Here is a 17672-nt window from a genome sequence, read left to right as displayed (position 1 = left end):
GCGTTTTTGTTTCTGGGCGAGCCACGTTCCACACTAGGTTCACGCGGGCCTGTTGCAATGGCGGTCCGTCAATCCTAGATTCGATGGAGTTTGCATGGCCAATCACTACTGCATGTTCAAGGGCAAGCTGAAATTCGGCGTGCCCTATCTGGAGGGCTACAACGGTAATCCGCATTACGCGATCGTGGTAGAAACGCCGGATGGTTCGGAGTTCGTGGTGCTCGCCAACGTGAAATCCGACTCGAGCATGCCGGGCGCCGGTGCCGCCGGTTATCACGTGCTGTATCAGTGGACGGCCGATCTGCAGTTGCCGATCACCGCCGACCTGGCTGCGCTGGCCCCCGGGCTGCACGAGAACGGCTTCCCACGTCTGGACTACGTGCGCGACGCCGGGCTGGTCGACTTTCCCAACATGCGGCCGATCGCGCTGGATACTGAGACCGAGCACAACGACATCAACGCGCTCGTCGACGACATGCTGATGCTGGACCGCACCGCCACGCCGATCGATTACGTCTACCACGGCAGCTCCGGCGACGACGACCGCAAAGGCTGGCCACCGCGCACCGGCGTAACGGTCTACGGCTTCGGCTTCCTGTTCGAGCCGCAGCACAATGGCCTGCACGAAACCCACATGAACCAGGGCAACCCGGTCGTGCATACACCGGGGGTGAAGGACCATTCGCGCGAGAACGGCACACAGCAGGATGGCGCTGTCATCGTGGAAATCGACGGCAAGTTTCAGGCATTGCTGATCGCATTCCAAACCCAGCGGATTCCGACAGACGATCGTGGATACCCGGTGGCGGATGCCCATCCGATTCTTGGCTGAGCGCGAAAAGAAAACGCCCGGTCGATGCCGGGCGTTGTTGCATGCGGGCGTACCAAGTCAAAGGCCGTATCGCTTGATCTTGTCATACAGCGTCGCACGGCCAACCTGCAGAATATCCGCCGCCTGGTGCACCGAGCCGCCCGTGCGCGCCAAGGTTTCCGCAATAACCGTGCGTTCGTAGCGTTCGACGCGCTCCTTGAGCGGCATGCCGTCTTCCGATGCATCCGGCACGACCGGCGTGCGGCCGACGCCAAGCACAAGACGATCGGCCGCGTTGCGCAGTTCGCGCACGTTGCCGGGCCAGTTCGATTGCATCAGCTCGTGGCGCTGGCGCTCAGCCAGCATCGGCAGCGGGCGTTGATAGCGCACGGCGGCGTCAAGCAGGAAATGTTCGAACAGCGGGATGATGTCTTCGCGGCGTTCGCGCAGCGGGGGCAAATCGATGACGACAACGTTCAGGCGATAGTACAGATCGCGCCGGAAACCACCCGCCTCAATCAGCGCTTCCATATCGCCCTTGGCAGCCGCAACGATGCGCACGTCGATGCGCACCGAAGCATTCGAGCCCAGCCGCTCCAGCGCACCCTCCTGCAGCACACGCAGCAGCTTGACTTGCAACGCGATCGGCATGCTCTCGATCTCGTCGAGGAACAGCGTACCGCCCGAGGCATGCTCGAGCTTGCCAATACGCCGCTTGCCCGCGCCGGTGAAAGCACCAGCTTCGTGGCCGAACATCTCGCTCTCGAAAATCTGCTCGGGCACGGCGCCACAGTTCAGCGCGATGAACGGCTTGTCGTGACGCGGCGAAAGCGTGTGAAGACTGCGCGCGACCAGCTCCTTGCCCGTGCCGGTCTCGCCGTTGATGAGCACCGGCGCATCGGTGGTCGCAACGTTCTCGATCAACGCGCGCACAGCGCCCATCGCAGGCGAGCGCCCGATGATGCGCGTGCCTGCCGCCGGACCGGCCAGTTCACGGCGCAGTGCGCGGTTTTCCAGCTCCAGCGCGCGACGCTCGACGGCACGGCGCACGGTTTCGGTCAGGCGTTCGGCGGGAAACGGCTTCTCGATGAAATCGAACGCGCCTTCGCGCATCGCCTGCACGGCCATCGTGATGTCGCCGTGGCCTGTGACGAGCACCACGGGAATCCCCGTGCCAAACGACTGGCAGTGCGCGAGCACGTCCAGGCCGCTTGCGCCCGGCAAGCGCAGGTCGCTCACGACCACGCCGGGGAAGTTTGCGTCGATCTTGCCCACGGCTTCTTCGGCGCTGCCGAACGCCTGCACGTTGAAGCCGGCCAACTCCAGGCTCTGCGCGGTGGCCTGGCGCACAGGCGGGTCGTCTTCGATGAAGAGAACGTTCAAGCCTTCGGACATGGTTCGAGTCTGTGTAGAAAACTGATCAGGTGGACGCCGCGGAGGTGACGTCGGCGCGTACCAACGTCAGCGTAAATTGCGCACCGCCACCCGGCATGTTGGCAGCCGACAGCGAGCCACCAAAGTCGCGCGCGATGCTGGTGGAGATCGCCAGCCCAAGGCCGAGCCCCTGGCCGATCTCCTTGGTCGTGAAAAACGGCTCGAACAGGTGCGGCATGGCATCTGGCGGAATGCCAGGGCCATTGTCGCGCACGGCGATGGTCAGTTGGTTCGGTTGCGCCGGCGCGCCCTCGGCGGGACCGATGCTGATGTCGATGCGTCCGGCGCGGGCGGGTTCATTGGCGTTGATCGCATCGAGCGCGTTGCCAATCAGATTGATCAGCACTTGCTCCAGCTTCAGTTCATCCGCGCGAACAACGGCATCTGCTTCCGGGATATGCCAGTGCAGTTCGAGTGCCACGTCGCCCAGGCGCGGACGCAACAGTGCGAGCGTGTGATCGAGCGCCACGCGCACCTGCACATCCACCACCTTGCGCCGCGAGCGCCCTGCAAACAGCTTAAGCTGCGCGGTGATCTTGCCCATGCGCTCGGTCAGGTCGGCAATCGCCTGCAGGTTGTCAGTGGCGGCGCCGTGCTGGCCGCGTTCAAGCAGGATGCGCGTGTTGTCTGAGAACGTGCGCAGCGCGGCCAGCGGCTGGTTGAGTTCGTGCGTGATGCCGGCGGCCATCTGGCCCAAGGCCGCGAGCTTGCTGGCCTGCACGAGTTCGTCCTGCGTGGCGCGCAACTCGGCCTCGGCGCGCGTGCGGTCGACGATCTCGTGTTGCAGTTGTTCGTTGGTGGCCATCAGGTCGGCCGTGCGGTCTTCGACGCGGCGTTCGAGCTGGTCATACGCGGCTTCGAGCAGGCGGCGGCTGCGCACCATCTCCATCATGCGCAGGCGGCGCTGGCGCCAGTAGAAAAGCAGCAGGCACGCAAACGCAAAGGCAAACGCCGCTGCCACGGTGGCGCTGCGGGCGGCGCTCATTACCGGGTCCACCGGCGTGAGGTACATCAGCGTCCAGTCCGGCTCGACGAGGTCACGCGAAACCTGCAGATAGCGCGTGGCGTTCGTGCGCTCGCCAACGCGAATCAGTTCTGCACCTTCCGGCAACCGTCCGGTCAATCGCAGGAAGGCAGGTGCCTCAGGCTGCAACGGCAGTGGCGTGATCTGCTTGCGGTAATACTGGCGCGTCGCTTCCAACTGCGCCTGCAGCTTGGAGGTGAGCGGCTCCACCGTGCGGTACTGCCACGCGGGCACGGACGACAGGAAAATCACACCGTTCTCATCCGCCACCATCACGGGTTCCGACGCATCGTGGCTGGCACGGCCGAACCATTCGAGGTTCAGCTTGACGACCGTCACGCCGATCACGCGACCGTCCTGCATGACCGGCTGCGAGATGTAATAGCCGGGCTCTTCACGTGTGATGCCAATGCCGTAAAAGCGCCCGACGTGACCTTCCGCTGCCTGCTGGAAATACGGCCGGAACAGGTATTCAGCGCCGACGAAGCTGTCAGGCTGGTTGTAGTTGGATGCGGCCAGCGCCTTGCCGCTTGGGGAGATCACGTAGGTCGCAGTGGCGTGCGCCCGATCGTTGACTTCGCGCAGATAGCGGTTCGCGCGGTCGACGTTGGCAGGCGTCGGATTGGCGAGCAGATCGTGGATGAACGGATGCAACGCCACCAGCGCCGGCAGGTATTCGTAGCGATCGAGCGTGCTCTTGAGGTTGGCGGCATAGCGATCGACCCGCCCGCCCGCGGCCTGCTGGGCCTGCGTGAGCCCCCGGTTCCACGCCACCACAAACGTGGTTGCGCACACCATGGCCATCACCACCACGAGCCCGAGCGCCACCAGCCACCAGAAGCCGCGTCGCGAGCCGGAGGCGCTGGTCAGGGAGAAATCGGGATCGGACATCGGCTGGAGGTCGGCGGCAGAGAGTGTTGCCGTGCCTTCCAACGCCGTGCCCGAAGTCGGCATGCCGCCGAGGTGCTTCACGAGGTGCATCCCAAAAAAGAAGCGGGGCCGTCTGGAAGGACAGGCCCCGCAATCATACGCTTTGCGCTTTCAAGCGCTGGCGCCCGCAGGCGCCAGCCACGTTCGATCGATCAAACTGCCGGGGTGGCCGGCACGCGCTCATCGCTACGGTCGCCCGACAGCACGCGAGCCAGCTTGGCGCGATCCAGTTCACGTTCCCAGGCCGAGATCACCACGCAGGCCACGCCGTTGCCGGTGATGTTGGTCAGGGCACGGCATTCGCTCATGAAGCGGTCGATACCGAGAATCAGCACCATGCCCGCCACCGGAATATCCGGCACCACGGCCAGCGTTGCGGCCAGCGTGATGAAGCCCGCACCGGTGATGCCCGATGCGCCCTTCGACGTCAGCATGGCAACGGCCAGGATGGTCAGCTGCTGCGTCCAGGTCAGCTCGATGTTCAGCGCCTGCGAGATGAAGATCACCGCCATCGTCATGTAGATGTTGGTACCGTCCAGGTTGAACGAATAACCGGTCGGAACCACCAGGCCCACCACCGACTTCGAGCAGCCCAGCTTTTCCATCTTTTCCATCAGGTGCGGCAGCGCAGATTCCGACGAGCTCGTGCCCAGCACGATCAGCAGTTCTTCCTTGATGTACGACACAAAGCGGAAGATGTTGAAGCCGACCAGCCGCGCGATGATGCCCAGCACCACCACCACGAAGATGATGGCAGTCAGGTAGAACGTACCGACCAGCTTGAGCAGCGGCACCAGCGAGATCACGCCGTACTTGCCGATGGTGAAGGCCATGGCGCCAAAGGCACCGATCGGGGCCACGCGCGTGATGATGTGCACGATGCGGAAGAACACGTGCGCGACCTGGTCGATGAAGTCCGTGACGATCTGTGCACGATCACCGATGGCCGAAAGCGCACCGCCAAACAGCAACGCGATCAGCAGAATCTGCAGGATGTCGCCCTTGGCAAAGGCGTCGACAACCGTGCTCGGGATGATGTTGAGCAGGAAGTCGACCGTGCTGGCCGAATGCGCCTTGGCGGCGTACTGGGCAACGGCCTTGGCGTCGATGGTGTTCACATCAACGTTGAAGCCCGAGCCCGGGTTGAAGATGTGGCCCGCGGCCAAGCCAATCACCAGCGCGAAGGTCGAGACGATCTCAAAGTAGAGCAGCGCCTTACCGCCCACGCGGCCCACCTTCTTCATGTCGCGCATGCCGGCAACGCCGGAGACGACGGTACAGAAGATGATCGGCCCAATCACCATCTTGATCAGTTGGATGAAGCCATCGCCCAGCGGCTTCATCTTGACGGCAAGTGCGGGCGAAAAATGGCCCAGCAGAACGCCGATGACGATGGCCGCCAGCACCTGTACGTACAGGATTTTATAGAACGGTTTTTTCATGTCTTCCTCGAGTGTCACAGACCGGCCGTGCGCTCAACTGCTCGCCCGGTCCGACCCGCCCTGGTGTGGTCTCTCTCCTGCCTCGATACGCCGATGTGTCCGGCGCCTCCCGCAGCAGGTCGCTCTTTATTGCAAGGGCTATGCCAACGTCAAACTCAAGCACTGGCGGCCCGCCAACCCTTGTCCCACCTCGGTGTGACTACGATGGCACCCGCCTCAGCCGTCGTCAATCCCGGAATCCGCGCACAGAAGGTGTCCAGACATCCGGAAAACGTGTTGCGATGCAGCATCGCGCCGTCGCGTCGCACTCGTATCCAGGAAGGAATGGGGACATCGGGGCCGTATAATGCCGGCTCGTTACGCAAATCCACATGGGTGCGCGACGCCAGGAAGCCATTTGCATCTTGCCGCGCGTGCCGTCACGCAGCCCTCCCAGCCTTCTCGGTCCGCCCATGAGCAGCCATTACAAGCACCACGTTTTCTTCTGCCTGAACGAACGCGAGGACGGCTCGCGCTGCTGCGCCGATTTCGGCGCGAAGGCCATGCAGGAATACGCCAAGAAGCGCTGCAAGGAACTCGGCATCAACGGCGAGGGCCGCGTGCGCATCAACAAGGCCGGCTGCCTGGACCGCTGCGAACTCGGTCCGGTCATGGTGGTCTACCCCGAGGCCGTCTGGTACACCTTTGTCGACAAGGAAGACATCGACGAAATCATCCAGAGCCATCTGGTTGAAGGCAAACCGGTCGAACGGCTGATGGTCGACCGCCCTGCCAACGCGTGAGCCCGGCTTTACTGCATCTGCTTTTCCCTTTTCCATGAACGTTCATACCGAAGAACGCCTGATTCCTGGCCCCGTCGGGCAGATCGACCTGTCGATCGACCAGCCGGACACCGCGCCGCGCGGCCTGGCGCTGATCGGCCATCCGCATCCGCTGTTCGGCGGCACCAAGGACAACAAGGTCGCGCAGACGCTGGCACGCACCTTCGTCGGCCTGGGCTATGTGACGGTGCGCCTGAATTTTCGCGGTGTGGGCAAGACCGAAGGCACGCACGACAACGGCATCGGCGAGCAGGACGACATGCTGGCCGTGCTCGACTGGATGCGCACGCAGACCGAATGGTCCGCCGACGTGGCCACGCTGCCTGTGGCACTGGGCGGTTTCTCATTCGGCAGCTTTGTCGTGTCTCAGGTGGCACGTCGCCTGGCCGAAGCCGGCACGCCTGCCGAGCGTCTGGCGCTGGTCGGCACCGCCACCTCCCGCTGGGATGTCGCGCCAGTGCCGGCCGACACCATCATCATCCACGGCGAACAGGATGACACCGTGCCGCTGATCGACGTGCTCAATTGGGCGCGCCCTCAGGAGCTGCCCGTGATCGTCATCCCGGGCGCCGATCACTTCTTCCACCGCAAGCTGCATCTGATCCGGCAGCTCATTACCGGCGCCTGGGCGCCGCAGCCGTAACACCAAACCCGTTGATTTTCCGGACGCCGCGCCTCCCCCCTTTTTTCTGGCAGGCGGCGCCATTGAACTCCAAGCAGACCGCAGGACCCGACATGCAGACCCGCTTCGCCCATTTCACGCCCCTCGCCCTCCATTCCGCCGCCGCAACCGCTGTAGCAGCCGCCGTGCTGGTCACCGCGCTGCCCGCCATGGCGCAACCGGTACCTGCCCCGCAGGTCGCGGCCCGCTCGTGGATGCTGACTGACGTGACCAGCGGCCAGGTGCTCGGCGGCGCGAACATGGACGAACGCATCGAGCCCGCCTCGCTCACCAAGCTGATGACGGCCTATCTGGTCTTCGAAGCCGTGCGCGACGGCAAGCTCAAGTACGACCAGATGATCACGCCCACCGAGACCGTGCGCTCGGTCAAGACCGACGAATCGCGCATGTTCCTGCAGGCCGGCAAGCCTGTTTCTGTGCGAGAGCTGACGCAAGGTCTGATCATCCAGTCGGGCAACGATGCAGCCCTGGTGCTGGCCGAGGCCGTGGGCGGCACCGAGACCAACTTCGTGATGCTGATGAACCGCGAAGCCGAGCGTCTGGGCATGAAGAACACGCATTTCGCGAACGCCGCGGGCCTGCCCGATCCGAATCACTACTCCACCGCACGTGATCTTTCGATCCTGACTTCGGCGCTGATCAAGGATTTCCCGCAGGACTACAAGTTCTATTCGCAGAAGGATTTCACCTATAACAACATCAAGCAGTCCAACCGGAACCGCCTGCTGTGGCTCGACCCGACGGTCGATGGCGGCAAGACCGGCCACACCAAGTCGGCCGGCTACTGCCTCGTCACCTCGGCCAACCGCCCGCTGCCGGACGTGCCGGGCGCGAATCGTCGCCTGCTGTCGGTCATCGTCGGCACCAAGAGCGACGCTATCCGCACACAGGAGAGCCTGAAAGTCCTGAACTACGGCTATCAGTTCTTTGATACGGTGCGCCTGTACAAGGCCAAGGAAGCGCTGCAGACGCCCGACGTGTACAAGGGCCAGGCCAAAAACGTGAAACTGGGCGTGTCGGAAGACAAGTGGATCACGGTGCCCAAGGGCGCAGGTGCGCGCCTGAAGCCTGTGCTCGAGCGCAAGGACCCGCTGATCGCCCCGATCGCGCAAGGCCAGCAACTGGGCACGGTCAAGGTGATGGACGGCTCGACCGTAGTGTCGGAGTTCCCGGTGGTGGCGCTCGAAGCGGTGCCGGAAGCCGGCTTCGTCGGCCGCACGATCGACGCGGTCAAGCTGTGGTTTAAAAAGAAGTAATCGCCCTCATTTACTTCGACATGACCTCCTCTCACACTCCCCCGCCGGGCCACATTCCGCCCGAACAGTCGCTCATCGAATACCCGAGCGATTTCCCCATCAAGGTGATGGGGCCGATGCATGACGATTTTGCCGCGACCATTGTCGAGGTGGTTCGTCTGCACGACCCGGAGTTCCACGAGGGGCGCCTGGAAAAACGCCCGTCTTCCAGCGGCAACTACCTGGGCCTGACGGTGATCGTGCGTGCGACGAGCCGCGAACAGCTCGACGCGCTGTACCAGACGCTGACAAGCCACCCGATGGTGAAGATCGTGCTGTAACGCACCTCTTCGCCACCAAGCAGAAAGCAAAACGCCCCGGTCATGCCGGGGCGTTTGCTTTGTCAGCGCGTTTTTTTCGATGGCCGGGCTCAGCCCTTCGAGACGTGCCCCAGGCACACCGCGTTGTCGTTCATCAGCCCCGCCAGCTTGAGCTTGAACGCCGCAATCTCCGGCAGCAGCCACGTGCGGAACGCCTGCATCTTCGGCGTCTGCAGCGCGCTGTGCGGGCACACGAAGTAATAGTTCCATGGGCATGGGATCGTCGTCTCGAACAGGCGCACCACGCGACCGGTCAGCAGGTCATTGAAGGCCAACGTCGGGCGGATCAGCGCAATACCCTGCCCCGCTGCCGCGGCCTGCAATAGCAACGACGAATCCTGGAACATCAGCCCGCCGCGTGGCTCGACAAACCCCTCAAGGCCGGCCGCATCGAACCACGGCTTCCATGCCTCACCCTCGCTGCGCAGCAAGGTCATGCTCGCCATCTCGGCCAGCGTGCGTGGCAACCGTCCGCCGTTGAACGCGGGGCTGCAGATCGGGAAGAACACATCGTCGAGCAGCTTTTCCACGTACAGGCCCGGATAGTTGCCCGAACCCATGCGCAATGCCACGTCCACCTCTTCGCGCGCGAAGTCGACCAGCGCGGGGCTGGAGAACAGCTCCACTTCCAACTCGGGATGGCGCTCGATGAAGGTGCCGATGTGCGGCGTCAGCCAACGCGCGGCAAACGACGGCATCGTGCTGATGGCCAGGCGGTTGTCGCGGTTGCCGGCGCGCAGCTGGTGCGTGGCCTGGGCGATCTGGTCGAGCGCCTCGCGCACGCGATCGGCGTATGCACGGCCCGCGTGGGTGAGCATGACGCGCTTGCCGCGCCGCTCGAACAGCGGCACGCCCAGCTCATCCTCCAGGGTGCGCATCTGATGGCTGACGGCGCCGTGCGTAACGAACAGCTCCGTCGCCGCACGCGAAAAACTCTCATAGCGGGCCGCCGCCTCGAACACCCGCAGCGCGCCAAGTGACGGCAAGCGCATCGGTTCGCGGATTTCGGTCATCTTTCCCTCCGGATTTTCGTAGGTCAGCGTGATTTTTATGTGAGCTGCACTATCAAGAAACGCAATATATATCGTTTGGTACAAGGCAACCAAGCACCTAGAATTCCTTCAACGGCAAGGCCCCATCCCACTGCCGTGAAGGAGCCGATCATGAAAGCTGTACTAACAAAAATTGTATTCACTCTGCAGCCCGGCGAAGTGGTGGCATTGCGCATGCCGGCCAACCAGAATCTGCGCGTCGAAGAAGCCTGCGGGCACGACGTATGGATCACACACGAGAACAAAGCCGGCGACGAATGGCTGCACGCGGGCGGCAGTGTTGCCGTAAAACGCGGTGAAGAAATCGTCGTCTCGGTCGACCCGAAAGCCCTCGGCCCAGTCGCGTTGGCCGTGGAAGCCACCGACGGCCACATGCCGCGCCAGCCGTGGCACGTCACGAACGGATGGCGCCACACACTCGCCGCACTCGGCTGGAACGAGCACGCCGACACACCGGTCGTGGCCGCCTGAGCCCGAAACCTGTTCCTAGCCTCCTTTGCGGCATCTGCCGCAAAAGCCGACGCCGGCGCCGATGCCTCCCATCGCGCCGGCATTTTTTTGCTCGACCCTGCAAGCGAAGCGGGCAAAGGCGCGGGGCGCCGTTAGCGGCCCTGCGCTACACTCGCGGGCATGATTCCGATTGACATCGTCGAGCGCGGCTTGCAGGACTACGCCGCCTGCTTCGACGAAATGCAGACATTCACCGCGCAGCGGGGCCCCGATACGCCCGACACGATCTGGTTGGTCGAACACCCGCCGGTGTTCACGCTCGGCTTGGCGGGCGATCCGGCACATCTGTTGGCTCCCGGCAACATCCCGCTGGTGAAAGTTGATCGTGGCGGCCAGATCACCTACCACGGCCCCGGCCAAGTCGTCGCTTACCTTTTGCTGGATTTGCGCCGACGCGGACTATTCGTGAAGGCGCTGGTCGACGCCATCGAGGCGGCCGTCATCGAGACGCTCGCCACGTATAATGTCGCCTCCGAACGCAAGGCTGGCGCCCCCGGCATCTACCTGTCGAGCGGGCCGCATGCGGGCGCCAAGATAGCCGCGCTGGGCCTGAAGATCCGCAACGGCTGCAGCTACCACGGCGTGAGCCTGAACCTAGCGATGGACCTGTCGCCCTTCACGCAGATCAACCCGTGTGGCTATGCCGGCCTGGAAACCGTCGATATGGTGACCGCCGGCGCCCGTGATGCGTCCGGACGCGCCGTCGATGCGAACGACTGGCAACCCGTTTCCCGCGGCCTGGCCAATGCGCTGGTCGCCCAATTGCAGCAACGCGCGCAAGCGCACCCCGCCGAGGCCGCTACCGCATAGCGCCCGGAAATGCACGAGCCGCGAGCCCGTGCGGAGAACACGATGACCGATTCCGCCGCCGGCGCCACTGAAGTCGCCACCCCTGCCACCCCGTCGAACAAGCCGTATGACGCGACGGCCAAGCAGAAGTCGCTCGACAAGACCGCACGCATTCCCATCAAGATCGTGCCGGCCGAGAAGCTCAAAAAGCCGGATTGGATTCGCGTGCGTGCCGCCACCGGCAACTCGCGCTTCTACGAAATCAAGGACATCCTGCGCGCCAACAACCTCGTGACGGTGTGCGAAGAGGCAAGCTGCCCGAACATCGGCGAGTGCTTCGGCAAGGGCACGGCCACGTTCATGATCATGGGCGACAAGTGCACGCGCCGCTGCCCGTTCTGCGACGTCGGGCACGGCCGCCCAGACCCGCTCGACGTGAACGAGCCGGAAAATCTGGCCAAGACGATCGCCGAACTCAAGCTCAACTACGTCGTCATCACGAGCGTCGACCGCGACGACCTGCGTGACGGCGGCGCTCAGCATTACGTCGATTGCATTTCGCGTACGCGCGCCCTGTCGCCGGCCACGCGCATTGAAGTGCTGGTGCCGGACTTCCGCGGCCGCCTGGAAAAGGCGCTGGACATCCTGCAGGAATGCCCGCCCGACGTGATGAATCACAACCTCGAAACGGTGCCCCGCCTGTACAAGCAGGCCCGCCCCGGCGCCGACTACGCGCATTCGCTCAAGCTGCTGAAGGACTTCAAGGCCCGCAACCCGAACGTGCCGACCAAGTCGGGTCTGATGGTCGGCCTGGGCGAGACCGATGAGGAAATCCTCGAAGTCATGCGCGACATGCGCGAGCACGACATCGACATGCTCACGATCGGCCAGTATCTGGCGCCGTCGGGCCACCACCTGCCGGTGCTGCGCTACGTGCACCCGGACACCTTCAAGATGTTCGAAGAGAAGGCGTATGAGATGGGCTTCACGCACGCGGCCGTGGGCGCCATGGTGCGCAGCTCGTACCATGCGGATCAGCAAGCACACGAAGCCGGCGTGGTCTGATCACGAAGCAGCGCCACTGCACAAACAAAAAGGGCCTTGGGTTGCACCCCAAGGCCCTTTTGCTTTGATGCGGTTCGATCAGACGCGCGAAGCGGCATCCTTCGGATACGAGGCATCGCCGTTCCACGACAGATAACCGTAGGTGTCGGCCTGACGATCAGCACCCTGCGTGTAGACGTCGTACTTGGCGGCAGCGCCGTCGGTGTACGGATCGGCCTTGGCGATTGCGCCATCGGTGTATGGGTCAGCCTTGCCGACGGCACCTTGAGTGTACGGATCGAAGCGGTCGTTCTTCCACGACAGATAGCCGTAGGTATCGGCTTGGCGATCGGCACCTTGGGTATAGACGTCGTACTTGGCAGCAGCGCCCTGAGTGTACGGATCAGCCTTGGCGACGGCACCTTGCGTGTACGGATCAGCACTGCTTTGGACAGCAGCGGCGGCCGGCTGAGCCGTCAGAAGAGCGGCGGAAGCCGAAACCGTGGCCACCAGGGCCAGCAAAGCGTTACGGGAGAAAGCGGTTGCGAGACGGGTGTTCATGATGGGCTCCTGATCTGTCTGGATATTCGGTTGCGCTCAGTTCGTTGCGCTTGTGATCAGAATAGATCGTTGCCCTCAATGAATAAATAATCGATCAAGGAAAAGACTGTTCTTTTTTACTCAACAATTATTCGATGGCTTAACCCATTGCATTGATTGAGAGCCTCTTAAATCACATTTCAACGAAGGCCCTCACGCTTTCAAACAAAGAAAAACCGCGCACGTAGACGCGGTTTTTGGCTGGCAGGGCGAACCTACTGCTGCGCCGGGTGCCCCGGGCGCGGCGCGCCAGCGGGTTCCGCTACCGGGCGCCCCGCCTGCTTATTGCGCCACCAACCCATTAGCGTCAACGCCAGCCAGAAGAACTGGGTAAGAAACGACGCAAGATTGAACGAGCCCATCAGCGAAATCAGGATGCAAATCGGTCCAAGCAGGTTGAGGCGAACGGCGAATGCGCCGGTCGGCGGCTTATGCAGGACCTGCACGCCAAAGTGCGCAGAAACATAAGCGGCGACGCCGACCAGACCGACAACGTCGGTAAAACCCAGGGAGGCCATGGTGTGTGCTTTGAAAGCAGAGGTTGAGGAGAAAGGGGTTGCAGGCAGAGCGCCGTCGCCCGCCGCTCAGTACGTGGCCGTCAACTTGAGTGCGACCGTGCGTCGGCCGAGCGTCATGCGATCTGCTCCATTGCGCGCGGAGAGCTGATGCGCATAGGCCGATGCATCCGCGCCAGTCAAAGCAGCAGACAGCGTCAAGAACTTGTTAATGGGCCGCGAGAGTTCAATGCGGTAGTCGGTAAAACTGAATGCGCTGTGGTTGCGCACGTGCTCGTGGCCGACGTGCAGGCCAAGCGTGAAGTCGTTGGGCAAGGGCACGGCCCAGTTGGCTTCGGCGTAGGTGGAACCGCGGCTGCCGCGGTCGATGCCGTCGGCCAGCGAATTACCATCGAAGCCAAAGTAGTTCGACAGCGTGGTCCATAGCTTGACCGACACGCCGCGCCAGCCGGCGCCGACCATCCATTCCGTGTAGTCGTAGCCGGTGGCGGGGCCGCCGCCGACAGCCTTGTCGTAGCGTGCACCGGGGTACCAGTAGCGGTAGAGCCCGGTAGTCAACTCCACGCCGTGCGCAACGGTCGTGGCATAGCCGAGGTAGGTATCAACCTCGGCATGCGCGCCTGCGATGACGTGATCGCTGACTTGGGAGCCCCACACACCGGCATAGAAACCGCTTGGCGCGGTGTAATCAACGCCGGCTTGCAGGGCAGGTTTTCCCCATGTCTGGCGCAGGCCGCGCGACACATATTGCGAAACAACCGATGCATTGGCCGACCAGCGCTTGTCCTCGCTGGCCGGCACGTCATCCGCCAGCGCGGGCAGCACAGCAGCACACGCCGCCGCCCCGCCCACCATCGTCGCGACCTTGCGCCAGCGCATCAGGGCACCACCAGTTCACTGGCGACCAGCGGTTTGGCTGGCGCCTGCAGCGGCGATTTCCCATGCACATAGAACGCCGCATCGGAGCGCGCGAGCGGCGCCACACCGCGAATCCGGTCGGCGATCTTCTCCGCCATCATGATCGTCGGCGCATTCAGGTTGCCGGTAACGATGCGCGGCATGATCGACGCGTCGACCACGCGCAGGCCCTCCAAGCCGTGCACGCGGCCTTCGTTGTCAACCACTGCCATCGGATCGTCTGCTGAACCCATCTTGCAGGTGCAAGACGGATGCAGGGCGGTCTCGGCGTGATGGCGCACGAAGGCATCGATCTCGGCGTCGGTCTGCACGCTCGGGCCGGGGCTGATTTCGCGACCGCGATATTGATCGAAGGCACGCTGCGCGATGATGTCGCGCGTGATCCGCACGCCGGCGCGAAACTCGCGCCAATCCACATCGTGCGCCATGTAGTTGAAGAGGATGCGCGGCTTGTCACGCGGATCGCGCGAAGCGAGCTTCACGTAACCGGTAGACGGAGAACGCATCGAACCCACGTGGCACTGGAACCCATGCATCTTCACCGGGTTGCTGCCGTCGTAGTTCACGGCCAGCGGCAGGAAGTGGTACTGAATGTTCGGCCACTCGAAGCTGTCATCGCTGCGAATGAAGCCGCCCGCCTCGAAGTGGTTGCTGGCGCCGGCGCCGGTGCCGTGCATGTACCACTCCAGCCCAACCTTCGGCTTGTTGTACCAGAGCGTGTTTTCGTAGATCGACACCGGACGTAGGCACTCGTACTGGATGTACATCTCCAGGTGGTCCTGCAGGTTCTCGCCCACGCCCGGCAGGTGCGCGACCGAGTGGATGCCCATCGCACGCAGGTCATCCGCATTGCCCACGCCTGAGCGCTGCAGCAACTGCGGAGAAGCGATGGCGCCACTGGTGACGATCACCTCGCGGCGCGCACGCCATGTTTCGCGGTTGCCATCCATCAGCGCCTCGACGCCCACGGCACGCGTGCCGTCGAAGATCACGCGATCAGCCAGCACGCGCGGCAGCACGGTCAGCGTGGGCCGCTTGCGTGCGTTGTCGAGATAGCACAGCGATGTACTGGCGCGGCGGCCCTTGGCGGTCACGGTGCGGTCCATCGGGCCCAGACCTTCCTGGCGATAGCCGTTCAGATCGTCGGTGGCCGGGATACCGGCTTGCTCGCCGGCTTCGATAAAGGCGTGGAACAGCAGGCTGTTGTCGTGCTTGGGCGTGGTCACCTGCAGCGGGCCGGAATCGCCATGCCAGTCGTTGGCGCCCTTGTCATACGTTTCCGATTTGCGAAAGTACGGCAGGCAGTCGGCATAGGTCCAATCGTCCAACTGAAAATCGCTCGCCCAGCGCTCGTAGTCCATCGCGTTGCCGCGAATGAAACACATGCCGTTGATGAGCGATGAGCCGCCCAGCCCCTTGCCACGGCCTTGCGACATGCGGCGGTTGTTCATGTGCGGCTCGGGCTCGGTTTCGTAGGCCCAGTTGTACGTGGTGCCCTGCAGCGGATACGCCAGCGCCGCGGGCATCTGCGTGCGGAAATCCCAGCGGTGGTCGGGACCGCCTGCTTCGAGCAGCAGCACGGTCACGTCCGGGTCTTCGGTCAGGCGCGCAGCCAGCACGCAGCCAGCCGAGCCGGCGCCCACGATGATGTAGTCATATTCCTGTGCGGTATTCGTGGTCAAAACATGCCCTCCCGTTCTTACTCAGCGTCCGCACCGAACCAGCCCATCGGCTGCGGAGCGAGGTTGATGTAGCTGTGCTTGAGTTCGGTGTATTCGTCCAGACCGCCGCGGCCCAGCTCACGGCCAATGCCGCTGGCCTTGTAGCCGCCCCACGGTGCCTCGGGAAAGTACGGGTGATAGTCGTTGGCCCACACGGTGCCGAAACGCAGTGCGCGGGTCACGCGGTTGGCGCGGTTCAGGTCGGCCGTCCACACAGCGCCTGCCAAACCGAACGGCGTGGCGTTGGCACGGCGCACCGCTTCTTCTTCGGTGGAAAAGCGCTCGACGGTCAGTGCCGGGCCGAAGATTTCTTCGGTGGCGATCTTCATGTCGTCACGCACGTTGGTCAGCACGGTCGGCTCCAGCCAGAAGCCTCGTTGGAATGCCTCGCCTTCCGGTGCCTTGCCGCCACAACGCAGCACCGCGCCTTCCTGCACGCCGGCCTGAATCATGTTGATGATCTTCTGGCGCTGGAAGGCGGATTGCACTGGGCCCATCTCCGTGCCTTCAGCGAAGCCATTGCCCACGCGGATGCGTTTGACGCGCTCGACCAGCGCATCGACAAAGCGGTCGTGGATACCATCCTGCAGCATCAGGCGCGATCCGGCCGAGCACACTTGGCCCGCATGGAAGAACGCCGCGTTGACTGCGTAATCGACGGCGGTATCGAAATCCGCATCGTCAAAAATGATGTTCGGGTTCTTGCCGCCCAACTCCAGGCCGATCTTCTTGAAGTTGCCGATAGCGGCGCTCATGACTGCCGCGCCTGCAACAGCGCCGCCCGTGAACGACACGAGATCCACATCGAGGTTGCGCGACAGCTCGGCACCAGCTTCACCTGCGCCCGTGACGAGGTTGAACACGCCCGCCGGCACGCCAGCTTCAATCAGCAGCTCGGTAAAGCGATGCGTGGTCAGCGGCGTCAGGTTGCTCGGCTTGACGATGACGGTGTTGCCCGCGCCCAGCGCCGGCGCGATCTTCCAAGCGGCTTGCAGCAGCGGGTAGTTCCACGGCGTGATGAGGCCGCACACGCCCACCGGCTCGCGCAGCGTGCGGCTGATGACGGTGTCCGGTGCCTCGTTGATCAGGCCGGATTCCGTGGCGACCAGGCCCGCGAAGTAGCGGAACGTCGCAGCAATGCCGTCCATGTCCCAGCGGCTTTCGATGATGGTCTTGCCGGTGTTGAGCGATTCGAGCGTCGCCAGGTTCTCGGCGTCGGCGTCGATGGCGTCGGCAATGCGATTGAGCAGGCGCGCACGCTCGCGCGTGCCGGTCTGGCGCCACGGGCCTTCGTCGAATGCGCGGCGGGCGGCAGCAATGGCGCGCTGCGCATCGGCCACGGAGGCATCGGCGGCCTGCGTCAGGACGTTTTCGGTGGCGGGATCGACGATGTCGCGGTACACGCCGCCTTCGGGCTGCACCCACTGACCGTCGATGTAGAGATCAAGACGAGGAGCCAGGGTGGCAGAACGGAAATCGGTTGAAAGGGAAGCTTGCGTCATATCGAGTACCCCTATGGATGATGGGGGCGCACAAAGAAGTCGGCGCCCGAAATGCCGGCACCATGGTGTCCTGTCAGACGCCAATCGGATGCGGCGACCCGTAAATTCACTGTTGGTGTTTTTATTTACCTTTGGAGAATTTTGGACTAGTCTAGGAAAAATTAGTTGCTTCAGGCCAATCGTTATGACCTAACAACATCAAATTTGAATAGATTTTTGCTATATTCGGCACGCTATACTGTCGCGAATCACTCCCAGTAAA

17 protein-coding genes are annotated in these 17672 nt (G+C 63.2%); 8 read left to right on the top strand and 9 right to left on the bottom strand.

The features are described from left to right. The first annotated feature begins 94 nt into the window (after window positions 1-94). The gene (locus NKG59_RS07430; protein ID WP_253536152.1) at window positions 95-832 is read left to right on the top strand and encodes a DUF2278 family protein; all 738 of its coding nucleotides are present in this window, start codon (window positions 95-97) and stop codon (window positions 830-832) included. 57 nt (window positions 833-889) lie between these two features. On the opposite strand, the gene NKG59_RS07425 is transcribed toward NKG59_RS07430, so the two are convergent. From NKG59_RS07425 to NKG59_RS07415, 3 genes are all read right to left on the bottom strand, one after another. Next, window positions 890-2206, bottom strand: coding sequence for a sigma-54-dependent transcriptional regulator (locus tag NKG59_RS07425; RefSeq protein WP_045202445.1), 1317 nt, complete (start codon window positions 2204-2206; stop codon window positions 890-892). 25 nt (window positions 2207-2231) lie between these two features. Further along, the gene (locus NKG59_RS07420; protein ID WP_253536150.1) at window positions 2232-4250 is read right to left on the bottom strand and encodes a sensor histidine kinase; all 2019 of its coding nucleotides are present in this window, start codon (window positions 4248-4250) and stop codon (window positions 2232-2234) included. 101 nt (window positions 4251-4351) lie between these two features. After that, a complete protein-coding gene (locus NKG59_RS07415) occupies window positions 4352-5641 on the bottom strand; it encodes a dicarboxylate/amino acid:cation symporter (RefSeq protein WP_045202443.1) in 1290 nt (429 codons plus the stop codon). A gap of 452 nt (window positions 5642-6093) precedes the next feature. On the opposite strand from NKG59_RS07415, the gene NKG59_RS07410 reads away from it, so the two are divergent. The 4 genes from NKG59_RS07410 to NKG59_RS07395 all read left to right on the top strand — a co-directional run bounded on the left by NKG59_RS07410 (window position 6094) and on the right by NKG59_RS07395 (window position 8720). Further along, window positions 6094-6423 (top strand): (2Fe-2S) ferredoxin domain-containing protein, encoded by a 330-nt coding sequence (locus tag NKG59_RS07410; RefSeq protein WP_045202559.1) that lies wholly within the window; start codon window positions 6094-6096, stop codon window positions 6421-6423. 34 nt (window positions 6424-6457) lie between these two features. Next, window positions 6458-7105 carry an alpha/beta hydrolase gene (locus NKG59_RS07405; protein ID WP_045202441.1) on the top strand — a complete coding sequence of 216 codons (648 nt, stop codon included), beginning with the start codon at window positions 6458-6460 and terminating at the stop codon, window positions 7103-7105. Between the two features lie 92 nt (window positions 7106-7197). Next, window positions 7198-8400: a D-alanyl-D-alanine carboxypeptidase family protein gene (locus tag NKG59_RS07400; RefSeq protein ID WP_045202440.1), complete on the top strand. Its 1203-nt coding sequence runs from the start codon at window positions 7198-7200 to the stop codon at window positions 8398-8400. Window positions 8401-8420: 20 nt separating this feature from the next. After that, window positions 8421-8720 (top strand): DUF493 family protein, encoded by a 300-nt coding sequence (locus NKG59_RS07395; RefSeq protein WP_253536148.1) that lies wholly within the window; start codon window positions 8421-8423, stop codon window positions 8718-8720. A gap of 89 nt (window positions 8721-8809) precedes the next feature. On the opposite strand, the gene NKG59_RS07390 is transcribed toward NKG59_RS07395, so the two are convergent. After that, complete coding sequence (locus NKG59_RS07390) at window positions 8810-9772, bottom strand: transcriptional regulator GcvA (RefSeq protein ID WP_045202438.1); 963 nt, start codon at window positions 9770-9772, stop codon at window positions 8810-8812. Between the two features lie 150 nt (window positions 9773-9922). Between NKG59_RS07390 and NKG59_RS07385 the strand changes: the two genes are divergently transcribed. The 3 genes from NKG59_RS07385 (at window position 9923) to lipA (ending at window position 12175) form a co-directional block, all read left to right on the top strand. Continuing rightward, window positions 9923-10282, top strand: a complete 360-nt coding sequence (locus tag NKG59_RS07385; protein WP_045202436.1) for a DUF2917 domain-containing protein — start codon at window positions 9923-9925, stop codon at window positions 10280-10282. 159 nt (window positions 10283-10441) lie between these two features. After that, the gene (lipB, locus tag NKG59_RS07380) at window positions 10442-11131 is read left to right on the top strand and encodes a lipoyl(octanoyl) transferase LipB (RefSeq protein WP_045202435.1); all 690 of its coding nucleotides are present in this window, start codon (window positions 10442-10444) and stop codon (window positions 11129-11131) included. A 42-nt stretch (window positions 11132-11173) separates the two neighbouring features. Further along, window positions 11174-12175 (top strand): lipoyl synthase, encoded by a 1002-nt coding sequence (lipA, locus tag NKG59_RS07375; RefSeq protein WP_004633801.1) that lies wholly within the window; start codon window positions 11174-11176, stop codon window positions 12173-12175. Between the two features lie 78 nt (window positions 12176-12253). On the opposite strand, the gene NKG59_RS26550 is transcribed toward lipA, so the two are convergent. The 5 genes from NKG59_RS26550 to NKG59_RS07350 form a co-directional block, all read right to left on the bottom strand. Continuing rightward, a complete protein-coding gene (locus NKG59_RS26550; RefSeq protein WP_476655362.1) occupies window positions 12254-12478 on the bottom strand; it encodes a hypothetical protein in 225 nt (74 codons plus the stop codon). A 491-nt stretch (window positions 12479-12969) separates the two neighbouring features. Further along, a complete protein-coding gene (locus tag NKG59_RS07365; RefSeq protein WP_045202433.1) occupies window positions 12970-13272 on the bottom strand; it encodes a CBU_0592 family membrane protein in 303 nt (100 codons plus the stop codon). A 66-nt stretch (window positions 13273-13338) separates the two neighbouring features. Continuing rightward, entirely contained in the window at window positions 13339-14148 is an 810-nt protein-coding gene (locus NKG59_RS07360) for a TorF family putative porin (protein ID WP_253536145.1), read from the bottom strand. Next, window positions 14148-15869, bottom strand: coding sequence for a choline dehydrogenase (betA, locus tag NKG59_RS07355; RefSeq protein WP_045202432.1), 1722 nt, complete (start codon window positions 15867-15869; stop codon window positions 14148-14150). Before betA ends, NKG59_RS07360 begins: the two co-directional genes overlap by 1 nt. Window positions 15870-15886: 17 nt before the next feature. After that, the gene (locus NKG59_RS07350) at window positions 15887-17410 is read right to left on the bottom strand and encodes an aldehyde dehydrogenase family protein (protein ID WP_045202430.1); all 1524 of its coding nucleotides are present in this window, start codon (window positions 17408-17410) and stop codon (window positions 15887-15889) included. Window positions 17411-17672 lie beyond the last annotated feature (262 nt).

Source organism: Ralstonia chuxiongensis (assembly GCF_024158925.1).
Lineage (GTDB): Bacteria > Pseudomonadota > Gammaproteobacteria > Burkholderiales > Burkholderiaceae > Ralstonia > Ralstonia chuxiongensis.
Note: the sequence above shows the minus strand (reverse complement) of the source record. Positions and strands in the feature narration are given on the sequence as shown.

Coding starts and splice junctions, on each gene's coding strand:
- NKG59_RS07430 (WP_253536152.1), top strand. CDS start 95: ATGGCCAATCACTACTGCATGTTCAAGGGCAAGCTGAAATTCGGCGTG.
- NKG59_RS07425 (WP_045202445.1), bottom strand. CDS start 2,206: ATGTCCGAAGGCTTGAACGTTCTCTTCATCGAAGACGACCCGCCTGTG.
- NKG59_RS07420 (WP_253536150.1), bottom strand. CDS start 4,250: ATGCACCTCGTGAAGCACCTCGGCGGCATGCCGACTTCGGGCACGGCG.
- NKG59_RS07415 (WP_045202443.1), bottom strand. CDS start 5,641: ATGAAAAAACCGTTCTATAAAATCCTGTACGTACAGGTGCTGGCGGCC.
- NKG59_RS07410 (WP_045202559.1), top strand. CDS start 6,094: ATGAGCAGCCATTACAAGCACCACGTTTTCTTCTGCCTGAACGAACGC.
- NKG59_RS07405 (WP_045202441.1), top strand. CDS start 6,458: ATGAACGTTCATACCGAAGAACGCCTGATTCCTGGCCCCGTCGGGCAG.
- NKG59_RS07400 (WP_045202440.1), top strand. CDS start 7,198: ATGCAGACCCGCTTCGCCCATTTCACGCCCCTCGCCCTCCATTCCGCC.
- NKG59_RS07395 (WP_253536148.1), top strand. CDS start 8,421: ATGACCTCCTCTCACACTCCCCCGCCGGGCCACATTCCGCCCGAACAG.
- NKG59_RS07390 (WP_045202438.1), bottom strand. CDS start 9,772: ATGACCGAAATCCGCGAACCGATGCGCTTGCCGTCACTTGGCGCGCTG.
- NKG59_RS07385 (WP_045202436.1), top strand. CDS start 9,923: ATGAAAGCTGTACTAACAAAAATTGTATTCACTCTGCAGCCCGGCGAA.
- lipB (WP_045202435.1), top strand. CDS start 10,442: ATGATTCCGATTGACATCGTCGAGCGCGGCTTGCAGGACTACGCCGCC.
- lipA (WP_004633801.1), top strand. CDS start 11,174: ATGACCGATTCCGCCGCCGGCGCCACTGAAGTCGCCACCCCTGCCACC.
- NKG59_RS07365 (WP_045202433.1), bottom strand. CDS start 13,272: ATGGCCTCCCTGGGTTTTACCGACGTTGTCGGTCTGGTCGGCGTCGCC.
- NKG59_RS07360 (WP_253536145.1), bottom strand. CDS start 14,148: ATGCGCTGGCGCAAGGTCGCGACGATGGTGGGCGGGGCGGCGGCGTGT.
- NKG59_RS07350 (WP_045202430.1), bottom strand. CDS start 17,410: ATGACGCAAGCTTCCCTTTCAACCGATTTCCGTTCTGCCACCCTGGCT.